Origin of the sequence: Verticiella sediminum (assembly GCF_007558815.1) — a bacterium.
Classification (GTDB): Bacteria; Pseudomonadota; Gammaproteobacteria; order Burkholderiales; family Burkholderiaceae_B; genus Verticiella; species Verticiella sediminum.
Window position 1 is genome coordinate 1 of sequence record NZ_VLTJ01000004.1, and the last position, 25,117, is coordinate 25,117.

At 67.0% G+C, this 25,117-nt stretch carries 25 protein-coding genes and 1 tRNA gene; 12 read left to right on the top strand and 14 right to left on the bottom strand.

Annotation, left to right across the window (positions count from 1 at the left end):
• Positions 1-424 precede the first annotated feature (424 nt).
• On the top strand, positions 425-1,519 hold the full coding sequence (locus FOZ76_RS01790) for a porin (protein WP_143946416.1): 1,095 nt from the start codon (positions 425-427) through the stop codon (positions 1,517-1,519).
• Positions 1,520-1,803: 284 nt separating this feature from the next.
• Here FOZ76_RS01790 and FOZ76_RS01795 read toward each other — a convergent pair whose 3' ends face one another.
• The 5 genes from FOZ76_RS01795 to FOZ76_RS01815 form a co-directional block, all read right to left on the bottom strand.
• On the bottom strand, positions 1,804-2,715 hold the full coding sequence (locus FOZ76_RS01795) for an AEC family transporter (protein ID WP_143946417.1): 912 nt from the start codon (positions 2,713-2,715) through the stop codon (positions 1,804-1,806).
• Between the two features lie 78 nt (positions 2,716-2,793).
• Complete coding sequence (locus FOZ76_RS01800; RefSeq protein ID WP_143946418.1) at positions 2,794-3,492, bottom strand: hypothetical protein; 699 nt, start codon at positions 3,490-3,492, stop codon at positions 2,794-2,796.
• A gap of 141 nt (positions 3,493-3,633) precedes the next feature.
• A complete protein-coding gene (locus tag FOZ76_RS01805) occupies positions 3,634-4,584 on the bottom strand; it encodes a c-type cytochrome (RefSeq protein WP_143946419.1) in 951 nt (316 codons plus the stop codon).
• A 221-nt stretch (positions 4,585-4,805) separates the two neighbouring features.
• Entirely contained in the window at positions 4,806-5,480 is a 675-nt protein-coding gene (locus tag FOZ76_RS01810; RefSeq protein WP_143946420.1) for an ankyrin repeat domain-containing protein, read from the bottom strand.
• A gap of 3 nt (positions 5,481-5,483) precedes the next feature.
• Entirely contained in the window at positions 5,484-5,954 is a 471-nt protein-coding gene (locus FOZ76_RS01815) for an adenine nucleotide alpha hydrolase family protein (RefSeq protein WP_143946421.1), read from the bottom strand.
• Positions 5,955-6,082: 128 nt separating this feature from the next.
• Between FOZ76_RS01815 and FOZ76_RS01820 the strand changes: the two genes are divergently transcribed.
• The 3 genes from FOZ76_RS01820 to FOZ76_RS01830 all read left to right on the top strand — a co-directional run bounded on the left by FOZ76_RS01820 (position 6,083) and on the right by FOZ76_RS01830 (position 8,548).
• Positions 6,083-6,601, top strand: coding sequence for a hypothetical protein (locus tag FOZ76_RS01820; RefSeq protein WP_143946422.1), 519 nt, complete (start codon positions 6,083-6,085; stop codon positions 6,599-6,601).
• A gap of 87 nt (positions 6,602-6,688) precedes the next feature.
• Positions 6,689-8,293 carry a hypothetical protein gene (locus FOZ76_RS01825; protein ID WP_143946423.1) on the top strand — a complete coding sequence of 535 codons (1,605 nt, stop codon included), beginning with the start codon at positions 6,689-6,691 and terminating at the stop codon, positions 8,291-8,293.
• A 179-nt stretch (positions 8,294-8,472) separates the two neighbouring features.
• Positions 8,473-8,548 (top strand) — tRNA-Arg (locus FOZ76_RS01830).
• Positions 8,549-8,608: 60 nt separating this feature from the next.
• Here FOZ76_RS01830 and gshA read toward each other — a convergent pair.
• Positions 8,609-10,180 carry a glutamate--cysteine ligase gene (gene gshA / locus FOZ76_RS01835; RefSeq protein WP_143946424.1) on the bottom strand — a complete coding sequence of 524 codons (1,572 nt, stop codon included), beginning with the start codon at positions 10,178-10,180 and terminating at the stop codon, positions 8,609-8,611.
• Between the two features lie 92 nt (positions 10,181-10,272).
• Entirely contained in the window at positions 10,273-11,100 is an 828-nt protein-coding gene (locus FOZ76_RS01840; protein WP_143946425.1) for an alpha/beta hydrolase, read from the bottom strand.
• 112 nt (positions 11,101-11,212) lie between these two features.
• On the opposite strand from FOZ76_RS01840, the gene FOZ76_RS01845 reads away from it, so the two are divergent.
• Positions 11,213-11,776, top strand: coding sequence for a hypothetical protein (locus tag FOZ76_RS01845; protein ID WP_143946426.1), 564 nt, complete (start codon positions 11,213-11,215; stop codon positions 11,774-11,776).
• Here FOZ76_RS01845 and FOZ76_RS01850 read toward each other — a convergent pair.
• Positions 11,768-12,031, bottom strand: a complete 264-nt coding sequence (locus FOZ76_RS01850; RefSeq protein WP_211365943.1) for a helix-turn-helix transcriptional regulator — start codon at positions 12,029-12,031, stop codon at positions 11,768-11,770. The two genes, FOZ76_RS01845 and FOZ76_RS01850, sit on opposite strands and share 9 nt — an antisense overlap.
• Before the next feature lie 117 nt (positions 12,032-12,148).
• Between FOZ76_RS01850 and gshB the strand changes: the two genes are divergently transcribed.
• The 6 genes from gshB (at position 12,149) to FOZ76_RS01880 (ending at position 17,508) form a co-directional block, all read left to right on the top strand.
• A complete protein-coding gene (gene gshB, locus FOZ76_RS01855; RefSeq protein ID WP_143946428.1) occupies positions 12,149-13,114 on the top strand; it encodes a glutathione synthase in 966 nt (321 codons plus the stop codon).
• On the top strand, positions 13,111-13,575 hold the full coding sequence (locus FOZ76_RS01860; protein WP_143946429.1) for a PTS sugar transporter subunit IIA: 465 nt from the start codon (positions 13,111-13,113) through the stop codon (positions 13,573-13,575). The genes gshB and FOZ76_RS01860 overlap by 4 nt, the downstream gene beginning before the upstream one ends.
• A 53-nt stretch (positions 13,576-13,628) precedes the next feature.
• Complete coding sequence (locus tag FOZ76_RS01865) at positions 13,629-13,934, top strand: HPr family phosphocarrier protein (RefSeq protein WP_143946594.1); 306 nt, start codon at positions 13,629-13,631, stop codon at positions 13,932-13,934.
• Between the two features lie 2 nt (positions 13,935-13,936).
• Positions 13,937-15,658: a phosphoenolpyruvate--protein phosphotransferase gene (gene ptsP, locus FOZ76_RS01870; RefSeq protein ID WP_246129250.1), complete on the top strand. Its 1,722-nt coding sequence runs from the start codon at positions 13,937-13,939 to the stop codon at positions 15,656-15,658.
• A 160-nt stretch (positions 15,659-15,818) separates the two neighbouring features.
• Positions 15,819-16,094, top strand: a complete 276-nt coding sequence (locus tag FOZ76_RS01875; RefSeq protein WP_143946430.1) for an accessory factor UbiK family protein — start codon at positions 15,819-15,821, stop codon at positions 16,092-16,094.
• 262 nt (positions 16,095-16,356) lie between these two features.
• The gene (locus FOZ76_RS01880; protein ID WP_143946431.1) at positions 16,357-17,508 is read left to right on the top strand and encodes a metallophosphoesterase; all 1,152 of its coding nucleotides are present in this window, start codon (positions 16,357-16,359) and stop codon (positions 17,506-17,508) included.
• Between the two features lie 127 nt (positions 17,509-17,635).
• Here FOZ76_RS01880 and FOZ76_RS01885 read toward each other — a convergent pair whose 3' ends face one another.
• The 3 genes from FOZ76_RS01885 to FOZ76_RS01895 all read right to left on the bottom strand — a co-directional run bounded on the left by FOZ76_RS01885 (position 17,636) and on the right by FOZ76_RS01895 (position 20,159).
• Positions 17,636-19,009, bottom strand: coding sequence for an ammonium transporter (locus FOZ76_RS01885; protein ID WP_425473223.1), 1,374 nt, complete (start codon positions 19,007-19,009; stop codon positions 17,636-17,638).
• On the bottom strand, positions 18,999-19,337 hold the full coding sequence (locus FOZ76_RS01890) for a P-II family nitrogen regulator (RefSeq protein ID WP_143946433.1): 339 nt from the start codon (positions 19,335-19,337) through the stop codon (positions 18,999-19,001). The genes FOZ76_RS01885 and FOZ76_RS01890 overlap by 11 nt, the downstream gene beginning before the upstream one ends.
• A gap of 93 nt (positions 19,338-19,430) precedes the next feature.
• On the bottom strand, positions 19,431-20,159 hold the full coding sequence (locus tag FOZ76_RS01895; protein ID WP_143946434.1) for a TorF family putative porin: 729 nt from the start codon (positions 20,157-20,159) through the stop codon (positions 19,431-19,433).
• A 303-nt stretch (positions 20,160-20,462) separates the two neighbouring features.
• Between FOZ76_RS01895 and FOZ76_RS01900 the strand changes: the two genes are divergently transcribed.
• A complete protein-coding gene (locus FOZ76_RS01900) occupies positions 20,463-21,950 on the top strand; it encodes a YifB family Mg chelatase-like AAA ATPase (RefSeq protein WP_143946435.1) in 1,488 nt (495 codons plus the stop codon).
• Positions 21,951-21,980: 30 nt separating this feature from the next.
• Here the strand turns inward: FOZ76_RS01900 and FOZ76_RS01905 are convergent, their stop codons facing one another.
• From FOZ76_RS01905 to FOZ76_RS01915, 3 genes are read right to left on the bottom strand one after another with little or no spacing between them, the layout of a single operon-like run.
• Positions 21,981-22,721 carry an amino acid ABC transporter ATP-binding protein gene (locus FOZ76_RS01905; protein ID WP_143946436.1) on the bottom strand — a complete coding sequence of 247 codons (741 nt, stop codon included), beginning with the start codon at positions 22,719-22,721 and terminating at the stop codon, positions 21,981-21,983.
• Positions 22,722-22,762: 41 nt separating this feature from the next.
• A complete protein-coding gene (locus FOZ76_RS01910; protein WP_143946437.1) occupies positions 22,763-23,857 on the bottom strand; it encodes an amino acid ABC transporter permease in 1,095 nt (364 codons plus the stop codon).
• 15 nt (positions 23,858-23,872) lie between these two features.
• Positions 23,873-25,066 carry an amino acid ABC transporter permease gene (locus FOZ76_RS01915; RefSeq protein WP_143946438.1) on the bottom strand — a complete coding sequence of 398 codons (1,194 nt, stop codon included), beginning with the start codon at positions 25,064-25,066 and terminating at the stop codon, positions 23,873-23,875.
• Between the last annotated feature and the right edge of the window lie 51 nt (positions 25,067-25,117).

A 25,117-nucleotide genomic window follows, 5' to 3' on the forward strand; every position in this document is an offset into this window, starting at 1 on the left:
CTGATGCGCGGCCGGGCGGTACCGGGGAGGCGGCTGCCGCCGCTCATGTAACTTATTTTTACCCGGATCGGTTTTTGGGAAAGAGAGATGGTGTCGCAAGAATCGTGCGCGCGAACGCGGTCGCAGCGTTTTGGTAATTCGGGGTTTCCCCTGCGTAGTAACCCGCTGCAGGTTTTCCCCAATGTTGGATTTACGCGTCGAGAATGCTTATCGAATAGTCGGTATTTACCCTAGAGCCGAAATTGCCGCGTTGACTTTGAAAAACCCGCTCGGTAGATTGGATTACAGATTGTCATGACATGGTTGGCCACAAAGGCTCTACAAGGCAATCCGTTGCGGGGTAATCCTGCACAAGGCAAACCTAAAACAAAGCGGTATCGATGCCAGCGGCCCCAACCACCGGCATTTTCTGAGGAGACAACCCATGAAGTTCAAGACAGCTTGCCTGGCCGCCTCGATGGCCGCCGCCGGCATGGTCACCTTCGGTGCAGCGCACGCCCAGAGCAGCGTGACGCTCTACGGTATCGTCGACGTCAGCCTGGAAGCGTACAACAACGCACCGGACGGCGCGGGCGGCAGCAAGACGACCACCGGCATGCGTTCGGGCGGTCTGTCCGGCTCGCGCTGGGGTCTGCGCGGTTCCGAAGACCTGGGCAATGGCATGAAGGCCATCTTCCAGCTCGAATCGGGCTTCAATCTCGGCACCGGCAACGGCGACGGCCGCATGTTCCAGCGTACTGCCATGGCGGGCATCCAGGCGCCCTGGGGCAAGCTCACGTTCGGTCGTCAGTACACGCCGTCCTTCACCATGTACGGGCGTTACGTGCCGGGTGCCTACGGCGCGCAATACGAGCCCGTCCCGCGCATCATGCCGGTACGTACCGACAACGCCGTGCTGTATAGCCACGAAGTCGCCGGCTTCAACGTCGGTGTCTACTACAGCTTCCGCAACCAGACCGACCAACAAGCGTACGACATGAGCCCGACCGGCGCCTGGGGCGGTGCGATCGGCTACAACGTCGGGCAGACTTTCGGCGTCATGGCCGCATTCGACCGCACCAACCAGCCTGCGGTGGCGCCCGGCCTGCGTACGACCGGCAAGACCGACAACTACGGCGTCGGCGCACGCTTCGCCATCGACAATTTCAGGGTTCTCGGCGGCTGGCGCCAGCGCAAGGTCGAGCAGCTCGGCACCTCCGACATCAAGAGCGACTTCTTCATGGTCGGCGCGGGCTATCAGGTCAATCCGCTGACCGGTGTCGGCATCGCCTACTACCACGAGCGCTTCAAGAATGCGCCGGACGGCTACCTCGGCACCACCAAGAACAAGTGGCACCAAGTGTCGCTGCTCGCCAGCTACGGCCTGAGCAAGCGCACCAACCTGTACGCGGTGGCTGCCCATTCCCGCAACGGCCCCCTCAACCTGGGCCACGCCGGCGATCAAAGTACGCCTTACGCGCTGGGTGCGGACAAATCCAACCAGACTGGCGGCGCGATCGGCATGCGCCACATGTTCTAAGCGAACCACACCGAATAACCAACAACAACGGCATACCCCGTCCCCCGCGCTCGCGCGGGGTTTCGGGGCCCTCTCCCCCGCATGCTTGCGCATGCGGGGTTTTCTTTTTTCGAAAGTCCGGGATGCGCTACGGCGGCCGGTGGCGACGCACCGTCTCCACGCCTGCGGGGTGAACGGGTCGAATACCGGAACGGCAGCGCCGATGTTTGTGTTCTCTGCGTATACAGGGACGAACCGCGACCCGTTTCAGTCCTCAGGGCGTCCGACCAGGGCGTCGGCAGCCCCTAGCGCGCGGCGGCAATCGGCGCGCCGACCAGCGCCATGATGAGCGGCGACGCCACCAGGAACAACGCGGTCGACAGCAGTACGGCGCCCGCCGAGATCTCGGCCCGCGAGGAATAACGCGCGGCAAACATGTAGCTGATCACCGCACACGGCATGGCCATCTGCATCAGCATCAGCGAGCGCATCTGCGCGTCCAGACCGAGCAGCCAAGCGGCGGCCCAGCCGCTCGCGCCGCCCACCACCAATCGCATGACAGCGATCGCGCCGCCCGCCCGCATCCCGCTCGCGGGAATGGCCGACAGCGCATAGCCCAGACTGAACAGCATCAGCGGCACGGTGAGACGGCCGAGCAGTTCCATGGATTCGAGCATCCATGCCGGCACCGTCAGTTCGCCGGCGCGGCAGATCACCGCGAGCAGGCTCGCCAACAGCACGGGCGAGCGCCATACTGCACCCGTATTGGCGCCGGGCAGCAAACGCACGCCAAACGTGTTGTGCACGAAGGCGCAGACGGCGAAGAACACGATGGCCGCCGAGAACCCGGTCTCGCCGAAGGCCAGCGCCGCCATGGGCAGTCCAAGATTGCCGGCGTTGGGAAAGGCTGCCGTCATCACGAGTTCGCGCACGGGCATGCGCAAGGCCCGCAGGATCAGCCAGCAAGCTGCCACCGAAAGCCCGAGCGCGAGCACGGTGACTACGCCGATCTCCAGCAGGAGACGATTATCGAGCTCGGTCAGCACCAGCGTGCGAAAGACCAGGGCTGGCACGCATACCGACGTCACCAGGCGGGACACGAAATCCCCGGAGTAGGGCAAGGCCCGCTTGCCCCAGACCGTACCCACGCCGACGCAGACCAGCAAAGGAGCAAGCAGCAGCAGCGTGCTGAGGTAGAACGCGAAGAGGGACGACATCGGCAATCAGCGCATACAGTGAGCCGCCGATGCTAACACTGCCTCCGGATCGGGCGACAGGACAGGCCGACGCCGCACTCAGCGCCCAGTGGCGCGCAGCAGATCCTCGGTATAGGCATCGGCCGGCTTGGCCAGCAGCCCGCCGCGATCGTTGAACAGCACCACATAGCGAGCGTCGTCGTGCATGGGCATCCAGGTGGCGCTGCCGTACTGCGCATCGACGAAGGGCAGCCAGCGCGGATAGCGCTGCTTCAGCGAGAACATGTCCAGCACGGGATCGCCTTCCTGCAGTTCGTACACCGTGCGCTCGCCATTGCGCTCCTGCGCCAGCTCGTCGTAGCGGCCGCTGATACGCTCCAGCCGATACAGGGAGGGTACGCCCGCCAGGGCGGCCGGCAAGCGCCAGCGCAGAACCTGCGCATCGATCATCCAGGCGTCTCCCTGGAGCAGATACTGCGCCAGACGGCTGGCCCGGCCGGCGTCGTCGACCAGCATGACGTTGGCGCGATAGCGTTGCGGCCCCTCCTGGCGCAGCTCGATGGCGGCAACCGGACGGTCATGGAACAACTGCAGATAGCGGTGCACCGAGAACGCCAGCGCGGCCAGCGCCAGGGCCAGAAGAACCAGCAGCAGGCCGAAGGTACGCCGTATGAGATGCGGCTTGCGCGGTTGCCATGCGGACGGCTGGCCGCGGCCGCCGAACAGCATGAGCAGCCCGGGCACGGCCAGGATGAACGCGGCGAGCGCGAACCACAGGAACGGAGCGATATTGGTCATGCGCGATGAAAGTGGAGCCCGACCGAAGCAGGAACGGGCGATCCGGCTATCCTAGGCGCAGGTCCAAGGCAGAAGCAAGCCCCAGGCGACATGGCCTTGCCCTGCGACGCTCATGGCGCGCAGCGCAGCCCGAAACCGGGCTTACTGCACCTGCGACACCATGTACTCGATGGCGGCGCGCAGTTCGGCGTCGCTGGCGTTCATGGCGGTGCCGCGCGGCGGCATCGCCCCCTTGCCCTTGATGGCGACGGCCAGCATCTGGTCCATGCCGGTGGCGACATAGGGCGCCCAGGCGGCCTTGTCGCCAAGCTTGGGCGCACCGGCGATGCCGGCCGCATGGCAGGTGACACAGGTCGTGTCGTAGATCTTCTTGCCCACCGTGTGGGCCTCGTCGGAAATCGCGATCGCGCCCGCCGCACCGGAGGCGGCGGCCGGTGTCTCTGCCGCGGCGTCGCCAGACGCGGGTGCAGGCTCAGACGCAGGCGCTGCCGCGGGCGCGGCTGCGGCGGCTTGCGGCGCAGGCGCCACCGGGGCAGCGCCTGCCGCTTGCTGGGACGCTTCTTCGCCTTCGCCTTCCTCGGGTGCGGCCGGCTCCTCGAAATCGCCGCCACCCTGGTTGGCCAGATAGACCACCGCGCGCGCGATTTCGTAGTCGCTCAGGTTGGCCGCCCCGCCCTTGGGCGGCATGGCCCCCTTGCCCTGGATCGCCACCTGCAGCAGCGCATCGAAACCCTGGGCGATGAAGGGCGCCCAGGCGTCCTTGTCGCCTGTCCTGGGCGCGCCTGCCACGCCGGCGGCGTGGCAGGCGGTACAGACCTGCTTATAGACTTGTTCGCCGGTGAGATATTCGCGCGGGGCATTCACGTCGACCAGCGCGAAGCCCGCCACCGGCGCGATGCGCGCGGATACGGCCTGCGGGGTGAAAGCGTCCGAGCCGTCCGCCCCCCGGGTTCCCCTCGCCACATAGCTTGCCAGCATCAGAATCACGATGACCGGCACGATGAATGCCAGCGCCGCGATGGTGATGAGCTGTTTGGGCGTCCTGACGGGCGAAGAGTGTCCTGATGGGTGTTGTTCCTGCGCGTTGCTCATGACGGTCCTGCTTGCTTATTAGAAGGAAATTCAGGGCCGGGGACGCGAAAAACCCGGATACACGAACTGACCGATTATAAACAGCGGGATTTCCCGCGATACGCTGGTAACTCCCCCTTGACAAGCGGGTAAGCCTTGCGATCCGGGCATCCGCGGGGCGCGATCGGCGATCGCGCGGGGAAGCACTCGGCCACTGCCGGCCCGGACCGGCCTGATCACGACTAGAACCGCTCCGCCTTCGGGTCGAGCGCAACGCCGCGCTCCTTCAGGAGCTCGATGACCTGCCGGCGCTGCTTCCTGGCGGACCATGAAAGTATCCCGGGGGCAGGGCGAAAGAACGACGACTGGAAGGTGGCGCCAAGGTTGTCGGTTGCCGTCGGATCGGCGCCAAGCTGCAGGAGGCACCACACGCTGTCCGCATCGTTGATGTTCGCGGCATGCCTGAGCGGCCGGATTCCCGACGTATCGGCATATTCGATATCGGCCCCGCGCGCAATCAGCAGGTCGCGGTTCTCCGGCCGGCGGCTGTCCATCGCATTGAAGATCGGTGTCCTTCCCATGCGACGGGCGGGGGCATTCGGATCGCCGCCGTGCTCCAGCAGCTTTTCGAGGTAGTGCTTGTTGCGATGCTGCGCTGCAAGATGGACGGCCGTGTAGCCATGCCAACCCACGGCATCCGGGTCGGCGCCTTGCCGCAGCAGGTCGACGAAGGCGCCGTATCTGCCGTCCATCAAGGCTTGCTGCAACGGCGTGATCCCGTCCGCGCCGGCGGCCTGCGCCGCCGGCGGCTGAGGCGTCGCCCGGCCGCCCTGCCCTTCATCTGAGCCGCCGACCGCAACACCCAGGCTGGCCAGGAAGAAAAAGACAGTAACGAATACGAGGGCTCTTGGATGCACCGCTCACCTCTCCGACCGATCCGCCTTGTAGCGCTCCAGGAGGCCCTTGAGCGGGCTGTGCAGCAGATCGCCGTTCAGACGCGGCGGCGGGCCATGACCGAACACGAAATCGTAATGCCCGTCGCGCTCGATGGTGAGATCGAGGATGGTCCATGGCGCCTTGCCTCCGGCGGCGATGGCCTCGCGAAGGGCAAGCATGGCGTGCTTGCTGCGCATGCCGAGCCTGAAGCTCAGGGCCTCGAGTTCGCCGCCAGGTTCGCGCGCAAGGACGAGGGCATGGGTGCTGGAGCGGCCGCCCTCCTCGGCCAGGACTTCATGATTGACTGCGATGTAGACCCATTCGCGAGTTCCCCACTCTCCGTCGTGCAGGTCGGTGATGTCGGCCACCACGGCGCGCACCGCATCGTCCTGCAAAGCGGCGAGGTCCGGCGCCGACGGCTTCTTGCCGAGGCCGGCGATCAGGCGTTTGAACATGGCGAAGCCCTCCCAGGCGCTTGCCATGTGCCGAGGAAACGGGGAAGCTCGACCGGGACTGAAAAATGCGGTCGGGCGTCAAGGCCATGCAGATGTCTCACAACTCAACTCTCCATGCAGGGGTCATCATGAAGCGATTACGGTTCGTCATCTTCGCCTGCCTCGGACTGCTGGCGGCCCCCGCATCGTCGCAGGACGTCAAAGACATGAGCAACGCGCAGATCGTGGCAGCGGCGCCCGATCTTCATCCGGCAGCGCTCTATGTTCTGGCGAGCCGGCTTCTCGCCGAAGGCAAGGGCCAGGAAGCAGCCAACTGGATGTATGCCGGCCAGCTACGATACCGGATTCTTCTCGCGACGGGCCAGATCGGCGGCCGGGAGGGCCGGCCGCTGTTCGACGCCCTTACGGAACAGGTCGGCCGACCGGTGAACGAGTACATCGCGGGAGATGTCGACGAATGGATCGCGGCCATGAACTTTGCGCTGGAATGGGATGCCGCCGAGCCCAACCCCAGGGTCGACGTGAGCAAGCATCGGGCGACGGTGGACGAAGTGCGCGGCGGGCTGGAAAGGCTTCGCGACTCCCTGGACGGACGCCGTGACGAGATCGCACGCGAACGCGAGAAAAATGGCCTGGAAAACCGTTGAAAGAGAGTCGTCCATCACCGCCGGAGCTCGATTGACGATCCATATTCTGGCGGGGCTGCTCGTGGGCCGCATCGTGGGTGCCTGCCCATGATGGCCCGGCTCAAGTTCTGGCTCGCCGCCGCAGCCCTGCTCGCCCTGCCTGCGGCCGCCGCGCCGGCGGACGACGCGCAGGAACTGTCGGCGCATCTCGGCAAGGCAGTCGGTGCCTTCCAGGCGGCGCGGCTCTATGGCGAACAATGCGATCGACGCGACCCTGAGGACGCCCAGTCGCGCAAGGACGCCCTGGCGGCGTGGCGATACAAGAACTCGGGGGCGGACTACGATCGCGTGATCGGCGCCTTCACGCGGGCCATACCCGATCTCGCAGGCCAGATCGACCAGCAGACGGCGCAGCTTGCCGAGCGCGTCGCCAAGGACCTCGACGCCTCGCCCGAACCATGCGGCGATCTTGGCAAGCTATTGGCGCACGAGCAGTTCAGCGTCCAGTCGGACGTGCGCCGCCTGCTCTCGCTGTCCCGGCGTCTCGGTATCGAACTTCCCCAACCTGGCGAGACCGTTCGTGCCAAGGCCGCCGATGAAACGCGCATCCTGCGCCTCGCCGCCCTCTCGGCCCGTCTGGAAGCCCGCATGGCCGAGATCGGCAGCAAGGAAGGCGCGATGAACTCGTCGGCTCTCCGGGGAGCGCGCCAGGATCACGCCGAGGCCTGGCTGAAATCCGATGGTGTCCTGGTGTTGTTCGGCCGCGTGACCGGTGACAGCGAATTGCGCGAATGGCGCGACGACATGCAGTCGTCCTTCAAGGTGGATTGCCATTCCTTCTCCGAGCGCGCCCATGAGGAACGCATGGCCGGCGCGATCGGCGAGGACAGCGTGGTGGTGGGCACCCCGCGCCTGGTGGTCGACAGCGCAGGCGGAGGGCGCGTGAGCCTCGCCAAATGCAGCCTCTTCACGGTCGAAGAGACCGCCCGGCCCTTCGTCGAGGAGGACGATGCCGCCGGGCTCGTCCTGCGGCCTCTGGCGTTCGACGAAGCCCTTGCCGGACCCGGCCAGGGCATCCCGATACGCGATGTCGATCGCGTGCTCTATGCCTCCAGCTTCGACACGCGCATGGACGGCTTCGGCAACGGCTATGTGGACCGCGAGGAAGACATCTACGTGCTGCTGCGCGACGGCACCGCCTACCGCCACGAATGGCCCTTTCCCTTCACCGACCTCGCCGTCGCACTGTCCCGGCACCGGGAACCCGAGCGCTGGTTCACCTGGAACGAGAGGCGGGGCCAGGTAACGCTCACGGGCAAGGGGAACGCCCGGCAGGACGCGTTGATCGACCTCGCCAAGGCGCAGCGGCTGCGGCCCCTCGCCTCGCGTCCGTTGGCCGGCGAATACCACTATCTGCAGATCGCCGCGGGCGGTTCGCGGCAGGATAGACGCTACGCCTTTTCCCGGGACGGCACGGTGGTCTACAGCCACGGCGGCTTCATGGCGGGCAACGTCGGGACCGGCTACCTGATCGTCAACGGCCGCGACAATCCCGATACGACCTCGGGCTACCGTATCGAGGATTACGCGCTGATACTGGACACACCGCAGGGCGAAGAGCGCCACTTCCTCGCCGTCCCCGAATCGGCGAAGGGGTCGCCGCCCGACACGCTGCTGATCGACGGCGCAGCCTTCTGGCTGGACGATGACTGAGTTGCCAACCAGAATTCCAAGCAGGCTCTCATGCGAATCCTACTTCTCGCCTGTCCTTCGCCCTGCTGTGCCCGGCATCCGTCGTGGCGCAAGACATGGCCAACCCCGGTACCCCAGCTCGCAGAAGTGCCGAAATCGGTGGTTGTGGGGGCTGCAAGTGGGATACAATGCCCTGCTTTGCGCCCGTAGCTCAGGGGATAGAGTATTGGCCTCCGAAGCCAAGGGTCGCTGGTTCGATTCCAGCCGGGCGCGCCAGGAATACAAAGCAGGGGGTTGGCACCGCAAGGTGGCCAACCCCTTCTCGTTTGCGGCCCGTCAGTCGTACAGACTCGAGTGATAGGCCGCGACGTAGTCGTCGAAGTTGCCGGTCTGGGTGCGCTCCAGTTCTTCCTGCTCCTGTATCGATCGCCGGCTCTCCGCGTCGAACACCGCGCGTTCGGCGGCACCCAGGGGCTGGTTGCGAAAGGCCAGCGCGTGGCGCCGGCCCAGGTCCAGGAAATACTCGGAGAAGCTCATGCCCGTTTCGCGCAGGCCGGCCAGCACGCGCGCCGACGGCGTGCGCGCCGGGTCGTCGATCTTCTGGCGCTGCAGTTCCAGCGCGGCCGCGTGGGCGTTGCCGCCATCATGGGCGGCATCGAGCGCCTGGGCGCACAGGGCGATCCTGTCGAGCAGGGCGTGCGCCCAATCCGCCAGCGGAACCTGCGCGCCGCCCTTGCCCAGCAGCAGGCCGGGCCGGCGGCCTTCCTTGACCACCAGGGCGAAGTTGTCCCCGCTTTCCTGGCACCAGCCGCGCTGCGGCAGCAGCGGGCTGTCGTCCAACGCGCACATGAGCAGGAAGGCGCTGAGAAAACGCGCCGCGGGCAGCTCGAAGCCGACGGGGCTGAACGGATCGATGTCCATGCAGCGCACTTCGACGTATTGCACGCCCCGTTCGTGCAGCGCGCGCAGCGGACGTTCGCCGCGCCGCGCCACCCGCTTGGGCCGGATGCTCGAGTAGTACTCGTTCTCGATCTGCAGGATGTGGGTGCTCAACTGCACCCATTCGCCGTTCTGCCGCGTGCCGATCGCCTCATAGGGCGGCCAGGGCTGGTTGACCGCGTGATAGAGATTGTCCAGGTAGGACTTCAGATCCGTATAACAGGGCTTGAGGCCCGACTGCGCCCGGTTCTGGTAGCCGAGGTCGCTCATGCGCAGGCTGGTGGCCCAGGGCAGGTACAGGGTGTTCTCGTCCAGCGCCTGCAGCTCGTGCTCGCGCCCGCGCATGAAGCCGGCGTCCAGCGCGGGCGAGGCGCCAAAGAGGTACATCAGCAGCCAACTGTAGCGGCTGAAGTTGCGGATCAGGGCGAGATAGCCCTCGGACTGCTGCGCCTGGGCGCCGCCCGCGAGCTCGGAAATCAGCGGCCAGGCCTGCGGCGCGAGCGAGTAGTTGAAGTGGATGCCCGCGATGCACTGCATGCTCTTGCCATAGCGCACGGCCAGGCCGCGCCGGTAGACGTGCTTGAGCATGCCGCTGTTGGAGGTGCCGTACCAGGCGATCGGGATATCGGCCTCGCCGGGCAGCCGGCAGGGCATCGACTGGTTCCAGAGCATCTCGTCGCCCATTTCCGCATACACGTAGCGGTGGATGTCGGCGAGTTCCTGGACCAGGTCCTCGGCGCGCGAGTGCGTACCGGTCACGAACTCCATCAGCGCTTCGGAATAGTCGGTCGTGATGTGCGGATGGGTAAGCGCCGAACCCAGCGCGGCCGGATGCCGGGCGAGCGAGAGTTCGCCGTCCGGGCGCACGCGCAGACTCTCCTTTTCTACGCCCTGGGCGCCGCCCGCCAGCAGGGTGCCGCCCTCGGCACGATTGAGAATGTCCAGGCGACGGGTGAGCAGGTCGGTCAAGCGTGTTCCTTGGCGTAAAAGCGCAGATGCCCGCTTTTATAGCGCATCCGGCTGGCGTTTGCTGGCGCCCGCACCCGGGCTGTCGACGGGCCCTATTCCTTATGCGGCGTGCTCGCCAGCCAGGCCTCCAGGTCGGCATAGACGGGCGCGGCCAGCTCCTGGGTTTCGTTCAGGATTTCGTGCCAGGCCTGATCGTACCAACGCAGCGCCAGCCGCCCGGGCGCGGCTGCGTCCGCGAATGCACGGCTGCCGGTCGGGTCGACGATCTGGTCGGCGCCGGAAACCAGCAGCAGCGTGCGCCAGCGCAACTGGCCCGCCTGGGCGATCGCCTTCTCGCCCTGGTCCGCCAGGAACCCCGCCAGGCGCGCGGTGATGACGCGGTTCGTGAGCGGGTCCGCCAGGTAGGCGTCGATCACCGCCTGGTCGTGCGTCAGCGCCGAACGGCGGCGTCCGTGCGGCAGATGAAGCGAGGGCGCCAGCGCGCGCATGATCCGCAGCATGGCGCGCTGGGCCTTGGTCAGGCGCAGGCGAAAGGCCGGGCTGGAGAGCACCAGGCCGGCAAGTTCCGTGTTGCCGCGCAAGGCGACGTGCGTGGCCACCAATCCGCCCATGCTGTGGCCCAGCAGGACGGGCGGCTCGCCGGTTTCGGCTGTGTACGCCGTTACTTGCCGCTCGGCATCGAGGATGAGGTCGTCGGCGGTGCGCAGGCTCGCACGCTTGCCCCCGGAGCGACCGTGGCCGCGATGGTCGTGGGCCGCGACGCGCCAGCCACGCGCGTTGAGCCACGCGGCCACATGCTCGTAGCGCCCGGCATATTCGCTCAGGCCGTGCAGCAGATAGACCGAACCCCGCGCCTGCACACCCGGCGGCGTGGGCCAGCGATAGTTGGCAAGGGGGGTCCCGTCGAGGGCGTCGGTCATGGAAATCGGCGACAATTCAGGTACTCCGAGACAGCGAAAATACGGGCTTCAGGCCCGAGCGGGCGGGCGACGGGAGCCGATTGTCCCCTAGCGCCGGCCACATGCAACGCCCATGAACGAAAGAAAATGTAACTTCATGTGCAGGCTGGCCTGGTTGGCCCTTGCCGCCCTTGCGCTGGCGGCCTGCACCCCCACCTACAACTGGCGTGAGATGCCGGTCGCCGACGGCGCCCTGCGGGTGGCCTTTCCGGGCAAGCCCGACACCCAGACCCGCGAGCTGCCGCTGGGCGAGCACCCGATGACGTTCCAGTTGACCGCCGCCGAAGCCGGTGGCGCAGTCTATGCCGTGGGGCATGGCCGGATGCCGGCGGGCATGGCGCCGGACCAGCGCGCGGCGCTGCGCGAGGCACTGGAGCAAAGCCTGTCGGCCAATCTGCAGGCCGCCCGCACGGAACGCCGCACGGCCGTCGTGCGGCACGCCGCGGGCGCGGCGCGCCCCGGCCTGACCGTGGACGAAATCGAGATACAGGGCGAGGCCGGCGAACAGGCGGTCTGGCTGCTGGCCCAGGTGTTCGTGCTGGGCGACCGGCTGGTGGAGGTGGCCGCTATCGGGCCGCAGGCGAAGCTGTCCCGGGAAACGGCACGCACCTTCCTGGATTCGCTGCGGCTACAGTAGCGCGGTGGGGTCGGATTCTTCGGGCCCGCCGGGTTCGGTGGGCGTGGCGCCAAAGACACCGCGCAGCATGGCCTGCGCCACCGCGGCATGCTTGGTATGCACGTCGAGCTTCTCGAAGGCCTTATAGAGGTGAAAGTTGACAGTGCGTTCCGCGACTCCGAGAATGAGGGCTGTCTCCTTGCTGGTTTTCCCGAGAGATGCCCACCAAAGGCATTGTTTCTGGCGGGCTGAAAGCGCTACGTTGCCGATCGTCATCTTCCCTCCTTGTTCTCTGGGCCGGAAGTCGTCGCGGCCAGCCAGGCCCAACGAATGTAACAACATGGTAACGAAAAACGACGGCCGCGCTCGCGGCGTTGTTGCGCGAAACGCATCATGAATGTCCTCTTCATCGTCGATCCCCTACCTACCCTGAAGGCCTACAAGGATTCGTCCGTCGCCATGATGCGCGCCCTGGCCGCGCGCGGACACGGCCTGCACGTGGTCCTGCAATCGGGCCTGCACCTGGCCGATGGCCGCGTCGTCGCCGACACCACGCCGATCCACATCGAGCCCGGCGCCGACCTGCACGCACAGCGCTGGTGGAGCCAGGAAGCGCCCGAGGTGCGCGCGCTGGCCGAGTTCGACGCGGTCATCATGCGCAAGGATCCGCCCTTCGACATGGAGTACGTCTACAGCACCCACTTGCTGGACCGTGCCCAGGCCGAGGGCGCGCGGGTCTTCAACACCGGGGCGGCCATCCGCAACCATCCGGAGAAGCTCGCCATCGCCGAGTTTCCCGAATACACGACGCCCACCCTGGTCACCCGCTCCAAGGCCAGGCTGCGCGAGTTCTACGAAGTCCACCGCGACGTCATCTTCAAGCCGCTGGACGGCATGGGCGGTACGGGCATCTTTCGCGTGCGCGAAGGCGACCCCAATCTCAACGTGATCCTCGAAGTCCTCACGCTGGACGGGGCGAGCACGATCATGGCGCAGCGCTACATCCCGGCCATCACCGCCGGCGACAAGCGCGTGCTCATCATCGGCGGCGAGCCGGTGCCCTATGTGCTGGCGCGCATTCCGCAGGCGGGCGAGACCCGTGGCAACCTCGCCGCCGGCGGGCGCGGCGTGGCGCAGCCGCTGAACGAGCACGACCGCCAGGTCGCCAGCGCGATCGGCGCGCGCCTGGCCGGACGCGGGCTGCTGCTCATCGGACTGGACATGATCGGCGACTACATCACCGAGATCAACGTCACCAGCCCCACCTGTTTCGTCGAGATCTCCGAGCAGACCGGCTACAGCGTGGCCGACCGTTACGTCGACGCCCTCGAGGCGGCGCTGCAAGCCGCGGCATCATGAGCCCACCGCGCAGTCACCCGAAAGGGCCGCTGGCCCCGGACGGCGAGCAGGCCGCCGTCGGTATCGTGATCGTCGCTCACGAACCCATGGCCAGCGCGCTGTACGCCTGTGGCTGCCATGTGTTCCAGGGCCAGGACGGCGTGCTGATCCACGACGTGGGTTCCAACGAGCAGCCCGAGGCATCCGAGGCTGCCGTGCGCGAATTGATCGACGATGCGGACACCGGCCGCGGCGTCCTGGTGCTGACCGACGTCCTGGGCGCGACCCCGTCCAACGTCGCGGCCCGTGCAGCGGCGGCGGCACGCGGCGGCGGTCACTCGGTCAATCTGCTGGCCGGCGCCAACATGGCCATGCTGTTGCGCGCCATCTCCTATCGCCAGACCACGCTGGACGAAGTCACGCGCCAGGCCATGGCCGGAGCCAAGCAGGCCGTGCTGCGCGTAGACGACGACGTTGTTTGACGCAGGCATTTGGGCAATACTGGGTCGAGAGCGAGACATAATTCTTCATGAACATGGTGCCATCCACCGAACCCTCCACCGAGGGGGCTTCCCATACGCTGGACATCGTCGTCAGCAACAAGCTCGGCCTGCACGCACGCGCCTCCGCCAAGCTCACCCAGCTCGCCAGCCGTTTCGACAGCGAGATCTTCATTTCGCGCAACAACAAGCGGGTCAACGCCAAGAGCATCATGGGCGTCATGATGCTGGCCGCCGGCAAAGGCACCACCGTCACCGTCGATGCCGTCGGGCCGGACGCTGAACAAGCCCTGGCCCAGATCAAGACCCTGTTCAACGAACGCTTCGGCGAAGCGGAGTAGCGATGGCCGATGCGATGCTCGCCCTCTACGGCCTGGCCGCTTCGCGCGGCTATGCGATCGGCCGGGCCGTCGTGCTGGGCGCCGCAGCGCTCGAAGTCTCGCACTACCGCATCGCGCCGGAAGACACCGACGCCGAGTGCGAACGGCTGGCCGAAGCCGTCAGCGTGGCGCGCGACGACTTCCTGCGGCTGGCCGACAATCTACCGCCCGACTCGCCCCGGGAGATCAGCGCACTGCTGCACGTGCATGCGATGCTGCTGGCCGACCCCATGCTCGCGCAGGAGCCGCTCAACCTGATCCGCGAGCGGCACTACAACGCCGAGTGGGCGCTGACGGCACAGGGCCAGCAGTTGGGCGAGCAGTTCGCGGCGATGAGCGACGAGTACTTCCGCGAGCGCTCGAGCGACGTGCGCCACGTGATCGAGCGCGTGCTGCAGGTGTTGGCCGGCGCGCCGGAGATCGCCCCTGCCGACCAAGCGCACGGCACCGGCGAATCGCTGATCGTCGTCGCGCACGACATCTCGCCGGCCGACATGGTCAAGCTGCGCGGCGCGAAGTTCGCCGCGTTCGCCACCGACCTGGGCGGCGCGACTTCGCATACTGCCATCGTCGCCCGCAGCATGGGCGTGGCCGCAGTGGTTGGCCTGACCAACGTGTGCACGCTCGCGCGCGACGGCGACACCCTGGTGGTCGACGGCGAAACAGGCACGGTGCTCATCAATCCGTCGCAGGGCATTCTCGCCGAATACCTGGAGCGCCAGGCCTGGTTCGCTGCCGAACGCGCCTCGCTGGCCCTCATCAAGGACACCCCCTCGGTCACCCTGGACGGCATCAAGATCACCCTGCAGGCCAATATCGAATGGCCCGAGGAAGCCGCCTCGGCGCTTGCCGCGGGCGCCGAAGGCATCGGTCTCTTTCGCAGCGAGTTCCTGTTCATGAACCGCCACGGGCTGCCCGACGAAGAGGAGCAGTACCAGGCCTATGCGTCCGTGGTTCGCGCGATGGAGGGCCGCCCCGTCACCATCCGCACCCTGGACATCGGCGCGGACAAGACGCTGGACGACGAAGCCACGGTGGCCACCAACCCCGCGCTGGGCGAGCGCGCGGTGCGCTACTGCCTGGCGCGTCCGGACATGTTCGCCACCCAGTTGCGTGCCATTCTGCGCGCCTCCGCGCACGGGACGGTGCGCATTCTGCTGCCCATGATCGCGCACATGCACGAAGTGCGCGCCTGCCTGGCCGCGATCGACAGCGCCCGTGCCGAGCTCGACACCCGCGGCCAGTCTTACGCCGAGCACATCGAGATCGGTGCGATGGTCGAGATCCCGGCCATCGCGATCGCCATCGAGCCGTTTGCCGAGGCGCTCGATTTCCTCTCCATCGGCACCAACGACCTGATCCAGTACACGCTGGCCATCGACCGTGCCGATCCCGGCGTGGCCCGCCTGTACGACCCCTTGCATCCGGCGGTGCTGCGCCTGATCGCCAATACCATCAACGCCGGCACCCGCACCGGCAAGCCGGTATCGGTGTGCGGCGAGATGGCCGGCGAAGTCAGTCTCACCCGGCTGCTGCTGGGCCTGGGCCTGACCAGCTTCTCCATGCATCCGCAGCAACTGCTGGACGTCAAGCGCGAAATCCTGCGCGCGCACACCAACGCCCTGCGCACCAAGGTCGCCGCCGTCCTGAACCGCGCCGAACCCATCGATCCCAAGACACTGTAGGGGGCGGCAGCCCCGCCCGGCTCGGCCCCTGCCCTTGTTCACGCAGCGGGTGCTTGGTGGCGCGGCGGGCAGCACCGGTTTGGATCGACGGCGCCTGCCGGGCATGCCCTTTGCAGCCGACGCTTGGTCTAGACTACGCATTTTCCGCAAGAGGTCGACCATGAACCGCAATTCCTGGATGGATGAACTCCAGAAGAACCTGTCCGATCTCATCGCTCGCAGCCCCGCGGCCGACGTTCAGCGCAACGTCAAGGCGATGATGACCGACGCCTTCGGCCGGCTCGACCTCGTCACCCGCGAAGAATTCGATGTGCAGGCCGAGCTGCTCGCCCGCACCCGCGCCCGCGTCGAAGCCCTCGAAACACGGCTGCAGCGCCTGGAAGCCGGCGAGAGAGCCACGCCGCCCGCGCCGCCGGAAGGCGACATGGCCCTTTGAGGCGTTCGCGCCCGCGTCAGCGTCCGTCCATGCCGGGTTGTTCCGGTGCGCAGCCCTGGCACCTCCCTGTCTGGCAAAGCGTGCCGTGCGCCGCGTGGTGATCCACACGCGCACGGCGCAACGCAGCAGGCGTAGCGCCAGAACCGGACGCACGCGGGAACATGGCGCTGACGAACCCTAGACCAGCACCGTTCCAGTCCCCCCACCCCGCCCCCGCCGCCGGCCCGTCTCGCGCCGAGCGGCCTTTCTTCCCGACCTCCCCATGTCCAGACTCTCGCGGTTTCTCGCGCGGCTGCCGCTGCTGCTGTTCCTCGCCCACGCCTACGTCGCCATCCGGCTGGTCGGCATCCCGGCTTCCGGCTGGGAATGGCTGGGCATCCTGGCGATGCTCGCCTGCTATGCCGCGGTGATGACGGGCTTTGCCCTGCGCCGCTCGGCGGGAACGCCCCGCGGCGACCTGCTCGCCTGGCTCGGCTTTCTCGCGCTGGGCCTGTTCTCGTGGCTGTTCGTGCTGACGCTCGCGCGCGACGCCGCGCTGCTGCTGTGGCAGGCGATCGCCTACACCGGCCTCTGGCCGCACGCCAGCGCCGCCTGGCTGGCCGCGACCCGCGCCGCCATCCCGCTGGCGGGCGTTGCGGCCACGGTCTGGGGCCTGCGGCAGGCGCGCCGCACGGCGCGCGTGAAGACGGTGCGGATCGAGCTGCCGGGGCTGCCCGCGGGCCTGGACGGGCTTTGCATCGTGCAGCTCAGCGATCTGCACATCGGGCCCACCATCAAGCACGACTATCTGCAGCGCATCGTCGATGCAGTCAACGCCCAGGACGCCGACATCGTTGCCATCACCGGCGATGTCGTCGACGGCAGTGTGCCGGCCCTGCGCGAGCACACCTCGCCGCTGGGCAAGCTGCACGCCCGGCACGGCGCGTATCTCGTCACCGGCAACCATGAGTACTACGCCGGTGCCGAGGCCTGGGTCGGGGAATTCCGGCGCCTCGGTCTGCACGTGCTCATGAATGAGCATCGCGTCATCGAGCATGGCGGCGCGCGTCTCGTACTGGCCGGCGTGAACGACTATGGCGCCGCCGCCTTCGACCGTGCCCAGGCGAGCGATCCCGCACGCGCAGTCGCCGGCGCTCCAGCCGGGGCGCCGCGCGTCCTGCTTGCCCACCAGCCGCGCAGCGCCCAGGCTGCCGAACCGGTGGGCTTCGATCTCATGCTCTCGGGGCACACCCACGGCGGTCAGTTCGTGCCCTGGAATTTCTTCGTGCCGCTGCAGCAGCCCGTCGTCGCCGGCTTGCACCGCGTCGGCGGCCTGCTCGTCTACGTCAGCCGCGGCACCGGCTACTGGGGACCGCCCATGCGCGTGGGCGCGCCCTCGGAGATCACGCGCATCGAGCTGCGGCGCGCCGGCTGAAGCGCCCGCGCGGACCTGCCTGCCCATCCCGGGAGAGCGGGACGTAAAAACGCCGCGACCCCCGAAAGAGTCGCGGCGCTTCGTGCATGGTGCCTGGCGGGCCGGCTTGCGCCGCCCGCCAGCCGGTTCAAGACGAGTAGGCCGATTCGCCGTGGGACGAAATGTCCAGACCTTGGCGCTCTTCCTCTTCCGTGACGCGCAGGCCCAGCACGATGTCGGCGATCTTGAAGCCGATGTAGGCCACCACCGCGGACCACACCACCGTCAGCAGGATGCCTTCGATCTGGATCCACACCTGCATCAGCATGGAAGCTTCGCCGTCGCCCGTGCCGCCCAGGCTGGTCGCGGTGAACACGCCCGTGAGCACCGCACCGACGATGCCGCCGACCGCGTGCACGCCGAACACATCCAGCGAATCATCGGCGCCCAGCATGCGCTTCAGACCGTTCACGCCCCACACGCAGATGACGCCGGCGGCGATGCCGATGACCAGCGCACCGACCGGGCCGACGAAACCGGCAGCCGGCGTGATGCCGACCAGGCCGGCGACCATGCCCGAGGCAGCACCCAGCATCGAGGGCTTGCCCTTGACCGCCCACTCGGTGAAGATCCACGCGACGACCGCACCGGCGGTAGCGACCAGGGTGTTGATGAAGGCCAGCGCGGCGATGCCGTCGGCGGCCAGCGCCGAACCGGCGTTGAAGCCGAACCAGCCCACCCACAGCAGCGAGGCGCCGATCATCGTCATCGGCAGGTTGTGCGGCTTGAGCGCTTCGCGGCCATAGCCCAGGCGCTTGCCGATCACGTAGGCGCCGACCAGGCCGGCCACACCCGCGTTGATGTGGACCACGGTGCCGCCGGCGAAGTCGAGCGCACCCCAGCCACCGACCAGACCGCCCTCACCCCAGACCATGTGCGCTGCGGGAACGTAGGCGAAAGTCATCCAGATGGCGGTGAACAACAGCACCGCGGAGAAGCGCGCACGCTCGGCGAAGCCGCCCACGATCAGGGCGCAGGTGATGCCCGCGAAGGTGGCCTGGAAGGCCGCGAAGGCGATCTCGGGCACCGTGTCGGACATCGCGAACACGCCCGTGGCGGCGTCGAAGGTGCCGGACAGGAACAGCCGGTCGAATCCGCCGAACACCGAATTGCCTTCGGAGAAGGCGAGCGAGTAACCGTAGATGAACCACAGCACCACGGCCAGGCAGAACACGCTGGTGACCTGCATCAGCGTGGACAGCATGTTCTTGCTGCGGACCATGCCGCCATAGAACAGCGCCAGCCCGGGTACGGCCATCATGAGCACCAGCAGCGTGGAAGTCGCGAGCCACGCAAGGTCCGCGCCGACCAGGCCGGGCGTGGCCTCGACCACGACTTCGGCCGCTGCCGTGGCCGTGTCCTGGGCATGCGCCAGCGTGGACAGCAGGGAGCTCCCCATGGCGGCTGCCACGGCGGGAAGGGCCATCTTCTTGTTCATGTTCGATTCTTCCTTAGAGTGCATTGACGCCTGATTCGCCGGTACGGATGCGTACGACCTGCTCGAGCGGGCAGACGAATATCTTGCCATCACCGATCTTGCCGGTGCGTGCCGCGGTTTCGATCGCCTCGACCGCAGTATCGACCAGCTCGTCGGACAAGGCTACCTCCAGCTTGATCTTGGGCAGGAAATCCACCACGTATTCGGCGCCCCGATAGAGTTCGGTATGGCCCTTCTGGCGCCCGAACCCCTTGATCTCGGTGACGGTGACGCCCTGCACGCCAACGCCGGACAGCGCCTCGCGCACTTCGTCAAGCTTGAATGGCTTGATGATCGCAATAATCAATTTCATGCGTCTCTCCTGACTCTGTAGATGGTCGGGCCCGGGCGCGGCACGGTTCGGGCGTTACGCGCGAACCTCCCGCCCCTGCGGGCCCAGGTTGGTTCAGAACGCGCGCGCCACGCTGAAGACCACGCCAGTACGACCGGCATCGCGGTCCCTGCTGGTCTGGTACCAGTCCTTCTTGTTGGTCGAGACGACGTGCCCGCCGAAGGTCCAGTCGTCGAAGGCGTAGGTCACGCCAGCCATGTAGTCCACATAGCCGCTGATGGCCGGGTCGTTCTTGAGCTTCTGGTAGCCGACGTGGGCATCCACGCCCCAGCCGCTGCCCAGGTCGAAGGCCAGGCCGGCCTCGACGTAGTAGTTGTTCTTCGAGTCGGGCGCGCCGAAGAAGTCGGTCATGCCGTGCGAGTACTTGAGCGAGAACGGCCCATACGCCAGCCCTGCATAAAGCTCGAAGTTCTTGATGGTGCCGCCCTTGGCCGCATCGCTGCCCGGGTAGTAGTAGTACAGGCCGCCCACGTCCAGCTCGACGTCGCCGAACGCGTGTTTGTACCCACCATACAGGTCCATCTCGATGTTGCCGCCGGGGAACAGCTCGTCGGCCACGTTGGAGTTCCAGTTGCCGGCGTAGAAGCCGGAGGCGTGTTCATAGTCGAAGCCCCCCTGGATGGCCGGCCGCAGGTTGGTCTGCGTGAAGCCACGAAAACGGTAGTCGCTCACCAGGCCGACGTTGGCGGAGAACGAGTGCGGAGACGTCGTGGCGGCGGTTTGCGCGAAAGCTGCTGGGCTGATGACGCTGGCCAGAATGGCTGCCAACAGGGCTGTTTTCATGATGACTCCAGTATGCGGATATGTTGTGACCGGAACAGCGGCCTTTATAGGGAGCTACACACTTATCGAAGACCAGCAGGTATTCCTAAAAGCAACGGCCATGCCAATTTGCGTCCGTACGTGGCGCCCATCGCGGCGTCGCGTTTTTGCCCCGGGACGAGGCTCTCGAGCACCCTGAATGCACCATGAATGCCCATATATGCACCGACTTGGTGCTGTGAGTGCTTTCTGACACAGCATGTGGGCACTCCAGGCAGGCATCGCCTAGACTGGTGTAAGAAACCATGTCGGGAATCGCGCAACATGACGCTTGCTGTGCTCTCGAGCCGGGCCCTGGCGGGGCTGGCGGCCACCGAGGTGAGGGTCGAAGTGCACCTGGCTTCCGGTCTGCCGGCCTTTCACATCGTCGGCCTGCCGGACGCCGAAGTGCGCGAAAGCCGCGAGCGCGTGCGGGCGGCCATCGGCGCGAGCGGCTATGAGTTTCCGTCGGGACGGCTCACCGTGAATCTCGCGCCGGCCGACCTGCCCAAGGAGTCGGCCCGCTTCGACCTGCCGATCGCCCTCGGGGTGCTGCTGGCCAGCGGCCAGGTCCGCGCGCGCCGGCGTCTGGAAAGCCTGGTGTCGGCTGGCGAGCTCTCGCTCACCGGTGCGCTGGTGCCCGTCAAGGCCGCGCTCGCGATCGCGCTCGGCACCGCCGGCATGCCCGCGCGCACACTGCTGCTGCCGGCCGAAAGCGCCGCCACGGCCGCGCGGGTGCCCGGCCTGCAGGTGGTCGGCGTGGCCACACTGGCCGAGGCGGGCGCCTGGCTGGCCGGCCAGGACGACCTGGCCCCGCTCGCGCCCGCCGCCGCCCAGCCGGCACCCGCCTATCCCTGTCTATCGGATGTGCGCGGGCAGCCGCTGGCGCGCCGCGCCCTCGAAGTGGCGGCGGCTGGCGGTCACGCACTGTTGTTCTGCGGGCCGCCGGGCGCCGGCAAGACCATGCTGGCCGAGCGCCTGCCCGGCATCCTGCCGCCGCTCACCGAGGCGGAATTCCTCGAAGCGGGGGCCATCGGCGCGCTGGCCGATCCGCCGCTGCCTCTGGGCCAGCGGCCGTTTCGCGCGCCTCACCATTCCGCGTCGATGGCCGCGCTGGTCGGCGGCGGCTCCAGGCCGCGCCCGGGCGAAGCCAGCCTGGCCCATCTGGGCGTGCTGTTCCTGGACGAGCTGCCGGAGTTCGGCCGCCAGGCCCTGGAAGCGCTGCGCGAGCCGCTCGAAACCGGCGTGCTGGCCATCACCCGCGCCCGACACCGCGTCGAGTACCCGGCGCGTTTTCAGCTCGTCGCCGCCATGAACCCCTGCCCCTGCGGCTGGGCCGGCCATCCGCGGCGCGCCTGCCGCTGTTCCGCCGAGCGCCTCGCGCGCTACACGGCGCGCCTGTCAGGCCCGCTGCTCGATCGCATCGACCTGCAAGTGACGCTGCCCCCGACCGAAGCCGATGCCCTGGATCTGCCGCCAGGCGAGACTTCCGCGGCCGTGCGCGCGCGGGTCGTGCCGGCACGCGCACGCCAGTTGCACCGCCAGGCTTGTCCCAATGCGCAGCTCAAGGGCGCCGCGCTGGATCGGGCCTGCGTGCTGTCGCCGGCCGCGCGCACCCTGTGGCGCGACGCCGTGGCGCAGTGGGATTGGTCGGCGCGCGCGGCGCACCGGGTGCTGCGGGTGGCCCGCACCGTGGCCGATCTCGCCGGCGCCGAGCGCATCGATCTCGCCCACGTGGCCGAAGCGGTCCAGTATCGCGCCGCCACCGGCTGACCAGGTCGGCCGGCGGGCCGCAACGCGTGCTCAGTGCAGGATCTGGCTCAGGAAAAGCCGGGTGCGTTCGTTCTGCGGATGATCGAAGAACGCGTCCGGGCTGTTCTGCTCGATGATCTCGCCGCGGTCCATGAAGATCACGCGATCGGCAACCTTGCGCGCAAACCCCATTTCATGGGTCACGCACAACATGGTCATGCCGCTCTCCTTGGCCAGGCCGACCATCACGTCGAGCACTTCCTTGACCATCTCGGGATCGAGCGCCGAGGTCGGTTCGTCGAACAGCATGATCTTGGGGCTCATGCACAGCGAGCGTGCGATCGCCACGCGCTGCTGCTGGCCGCCGGAAAGCTGGCCGGGGTACTTGTTGGCCTGCTCCGGGATGCGCACGCGCTCCAGGTACTTCATCGCCGTCTGCTCGGCCTCGGCCTTGGGGCGCTTGAGCACCCACACCGGGCCGAGCGTCAGGTTCTCCAGGACGGTCAGGTGCGGGAACAGGTTGAAGTGCTGAAACACCATGCCGACATCGCGGCGTATGGTCTCCACGTTCTTGATGTCGTTGGTGAGCTCGGTGCCATTGACGATCAGTTGGCCCTGCTGGTGTTCTTCCAGGCGGTTGATGCAGCGGATGAGCGTCGACTTCCCGGAACCCGACGGCCCGCAGACGACGATGCGCTCACCCGGCGCGACCTCCAGGTCGATGTGTTTCAGCACGTGGAACTGGCCATACCACTTGTTCAGATCCCGCATCGTGATGATGGGCTCGGCCATGCTCGTACTCCTTCGTTGCTCGTTTTCGGGGCGAGCCCGGCTCAACGCTGCTGCCCCACCGCCAGCCGCCGTTCCAGCGACTGGCTGTACTTGGACATGGAATAGCAGTAGATGAAATAGATAACGGAGATGAACACATACACCTCCACGCCGAAGCCGCGCCAGGCCGCATCCGACAGCGCCGCCTTGGCCGCCTGGGTCAGGTCGAAGATACCGATGATCACCACCAGCGAGGTGTCCTTGAAGAGACTGATGAAGATGCTGACCAGCGGCGGAATCACGATCTTCAAGGCCTGTGGCAGCACGATCTTGCGCATCTGCTGCCAGTACGACAGCCCGATCGATTCGGCGCCCTCGATCTGCCCCTTGGGAATGGCCTGCAGGCCGCCGCGCACCGTCTCGGCCACGTAGGCCGCGGCGAACATGATGATGGCGATCTGTGCTCGCAGCAGCTTGTCGATGCTGAAGCCGACCGGCAGGAACAGCGGCAGCATGACCGAGGACATGAAGAGCAGGCTGATCAGCGGCACGCCGCGGATCAGCTCGATGTAGACCACGCACAAGGCCTTGATCGCCGGCATCCTGGAGCGCCGGCCGAGTGCGAGCAGCACGCCGATCGGAAAGGCGAAAGCAATGCCGAAGGTGGCGAGGATCAGCGTGAGCGGCAGGCCGCCCCAGCGGCTGTTCTCGACATAGGTCAGGCCCAGTACGCCGCCCCACATCAGGACGCCGGTGGCGGTGAGCGAGACGATCCAGATCAGGGCCAGCGAGCGGTTCCAGAACCTGGGTATCGCGCTCACGATCAGCGTGCCGGTCAGGATGAAGACCACCAGCAGTGGCCGCCATTGCTCGTCGTACGGGTAGAGGCCGAAAAGTATGAGGCGGTGCTTCTCGCGGATGAAGGCCCAGCAAGCGCCGGTCGTGGCGCGGCATTCCTGCGCCGTCTCGGCGGTGAAGTTGGCGCTGAGCAGTGCCCAGTCCAGGACCGCGGGTATGGCCATGACCAGCAGCCAGACCGAAAGCACTGTCAGAAGAATGCTCAGCGGCGAAGCGAGCAGGCTCTCCTTGGCCCACTGCCACGGGTTGCGGCGTGGTACGGGTGGCTTGTTGTCGATGGAAGTGGCGATCGTGCTCATGTCCTGGCTCCCTTCCTATCGCTCGACCAGCGCGATGTGCTTGTTGTACCAATTCATGAACACCGAGATCGTCAGGCTGACGGTGAGATAGGCCGCCATGATGATCATCACGCCTTCGATGGCTTGACCGGTCTGGTTCAGCGTGGTGTTGACCACCGACACGATGTCCGGATAGCCGATCGCCACCGCCAGCGAGCTGTTCTTGACCAGGTTCAGGTACTGGCTGGTCATGGGGGGTACGATGATGCGCAGCGCCTGCGGCAGCACCACCAGGCGCAGCACCAGGCTGGCGCGCAGGCCGAGCGCATTGGCGGCCTCGGTCTGCCCCTTGGGCACGGCTTGGATGCCCGAGCGCACGATCTCGGCGATGAAGGCCGCCGTATACATGACCAGGCCCACCAGCAGGGCCGCGAACTCCGGCGACAGCGTGAGCCCGCCGACGAAGTTGAAGCCGCGCAATTCCGGCACGTCGATCTGCGTCGGCGCGCCGCCGATCAGCCAGCCAGCCACGGGCAGCGCGATGAAGAGCGCCACCCCGATGCGCCCCGTGGGCAGCCCGCGCCCGGACTGGTACCGGCGCTTGCGGGACACATGCGCCACGAGCAGCGTGAGCAGCAAGGCGAGCAGCAGGCCGTAGAGTGCGTAGTCGAAGCCGGCCGCCTCGGCGACCCAGGGCAGCTTGACGCCGCGATTCGAGATGAAGAAACCGGGCAGCGGGTTCAGCGCCTGGCGCGGGCCCGCCGTGTTCTCGGTGATGAGCGCATACCAGAAGAAGAGTTGTAGCAACAAGGGAACGTTGCGCATCACTTCGACGTAGATGCTCGCCAGCTTGGCGATGAGCCAGTTCTTCGAGAGCCGCGCGATGCCGATCAGCGTACCGACGACGGTGGCGAACACGATGCCCAGCGCCGCCACGCGCAAGGTGTTCACGATACCCACCGCGATCGCGCGCCGATAGGTGTCGGCGGGGGTATATGCGATCAGGCTCTCGCCGATCGCGAAGCCTGACTCGCGATCCAGGAAGCCGAAGCCCGTGGCGATATTGCGCGTGGCCAGATTGTTGAGGGTGTTGGAGATCAGGAACCACGCGACCCATCCCACGGCTGCCAGGGCGATGACCTGATAGACCAGGGCACGGATCTTGGGGTCGTTCCAACTGAGGCGCGTCCGTGGATGTGCCGGTGGCCGCTGCTCTGAAGAATGAGCCATGCTGTATCTCTGGGCGAATGTATCGTTGCTGCGAACCGCCGCCGGAGGTGC

Excerpts from the sequence above, each read along its gene's own strand:
- FOZ76_RS01875 (WP_143946430.1), top strand. The coding sequence starts at position 15,819 with ATGAACCGCAATTCCTGGATGGATGAACTCCAGAAGAACCTGTCCGAT.
- FOZ76_RS01890 (WP_143946433.1), bottom strand. The coding sequence starts at position 19,337 with ATGAAATTGATTATTGCGATCATCAAGCCATTCAAGCTTGACGAAGTG.
- FOZ76_RS01850 (WP_211365943.1), bottom strand. The coding sequence starts at position 12,031 with ATGACGATCGGCAACGTAGCGCTTTCAGCCCGCCAGAAACAATGCCTT.
- FOZ76_RS01860 (WP_143946429.1), top strand. The coding sequence starts at position 13,111 with ATGAGCCCACCGCGCAGTCACCCGAAAGGGCCGCTGGCCCCGGACGGC.
- FOZ76_RS01815 (WP_143946421.1), bottom strand. The coding sequence starts at position 5,954 with ATGTTCAAACGCCTGATCGCCGGCCTCGGCAAGAAGCCGTCGGCGCCG.
- FOZ76_RS01895 (WP_143946434.1), bottom strand. The coding sequence starts at position 20,159 with ATGAAAACAGCCCTGTTGGCAGCCATTCTGGCCAGCGTCATCAGCCCA.
- ptsP (WP_246129250.1), top strand. The coding sequence starts at position 13,937 with ATGGCCGATGCGATGCTCGCCCTCTACGGCCTGGCCGCTTCGCGCGGC.
- FOZ76_RS01880 (WP_143946431.1), top strand. The coding sequence starts at position 16,357 with ATGTCCAGACTCTCGCGGTTTCTCGCGCGGCTGCCGCTGCTGCTGTTC.
- FOZ76_RS01845 (WP_143946426.1), top strand. The coding sequence starts at position 11,213 with ATGAACGAAAGAAAATGTAACTTCATGTGCAGGCTGGCCTGGTTGGCC.
- FOZ76_RS01805 (WP_143946419.1), bottom strand. The coding sequence starts at position 4,584 with ATGAGCAACGCGCAGGAACAACACCCATCAGGACACTCTTCGCCCGTC.
- FOZ76_RS01885 (WP_425473223.1), bottom strand. The coding sequence starts at position 19,009 with ATGCACTCTAAGGAAGAATCGAACATGAACAAGAAGATGGCCCTTCCC.
- FOZ76_RS01820 (WP_143946422.1), top strand. The coding sequence starts at position 6,083 with ATGAAGCGATTACGGTTCGTCATCTTCGCCTGCCTCGGACTGCTGGCG.
- FOZ76_RS01840 (WP_143946425.1), bottom strand. The coding sequence starts at position 11,100 with ATGACCGACGCCCTCGACGGGACCCCCCTTGCCAACTATCGCTGGCCC.
- FOZ76_RS01910 (WP_143946437.1), bottom strand. The coding sequence starts at position 23,857 with ATGAGCACGATCGCCACTTCCATCGACAACAAGCCACCCGTACCACGC.
- FOZ76_RS01905 (WP_143946436.1), bottom strand. The coding sequence starts at position 22,721 with ATGGCCGAGCCCATCATCACGATGCGGGATCTGAACAAGTGGTATGGC.
- FOZ76_RS01790 (WP_143946416.1), top strand. The coding sequence starts at position 425 with ATGAAGTTCAAGACAGCTTGCCTGGCCGCCTCGATGGCCGCCGCCGGC.
- FOZ76_RS01795 (WP_143946417.1), bottom strand. The coding sequence starts at position 2,715 with ATGTCGTCCCTCTTCGCGTTCTACCTCAGCACGCTGCTGCTGCTTGCT.
- FOZ76_RS01865 (WP_143946594.1), top strand. The coding sequence starts at position 13,629 with ATGGTGCCATCCACCGAACCCTCCACCGAGGGGGCTTCCCATACGCTG.
- gshB (WP_143946428.1), top strand. The coding sequence starts at position 12,149 with ATGAATGTCCTCTTCATCGTCGATCCCCTACCTACCCTGAAGGCCTAC.
- FOZ76_RS01825 (WP_143946423.1), top strand. The coding sequence starts at position 6,689 with ATGATGGCCCGGCTCAAGTTCTGGCTCGCCGCCGCAGCCCTGCTCGCC.
- FOZ76_RS01915 (WP_143946438.1), bottom strand. The coding sequence starts at position 25,066 with ATGGCTCATTCTTCAGAGCAGCGGCCACCGGCACATCCACGGACGCGC.
- FOZ76_RS01800 (WP_143946418.1), bottom strand. The coding sequence starts at position 3,492 with ATGACCAATATCGCTCCGTTCCTGTGGTTCGCGCTCGCCGCGTTCATC.
- FOZ76_RS01900 (WP_143946435.1), top strand. The coding sequence starts at position 20,463 with ATGACGCTTGCTGTGCTCTCGAGCCGGGCCCTGGCGGGGCTGGCGGCC.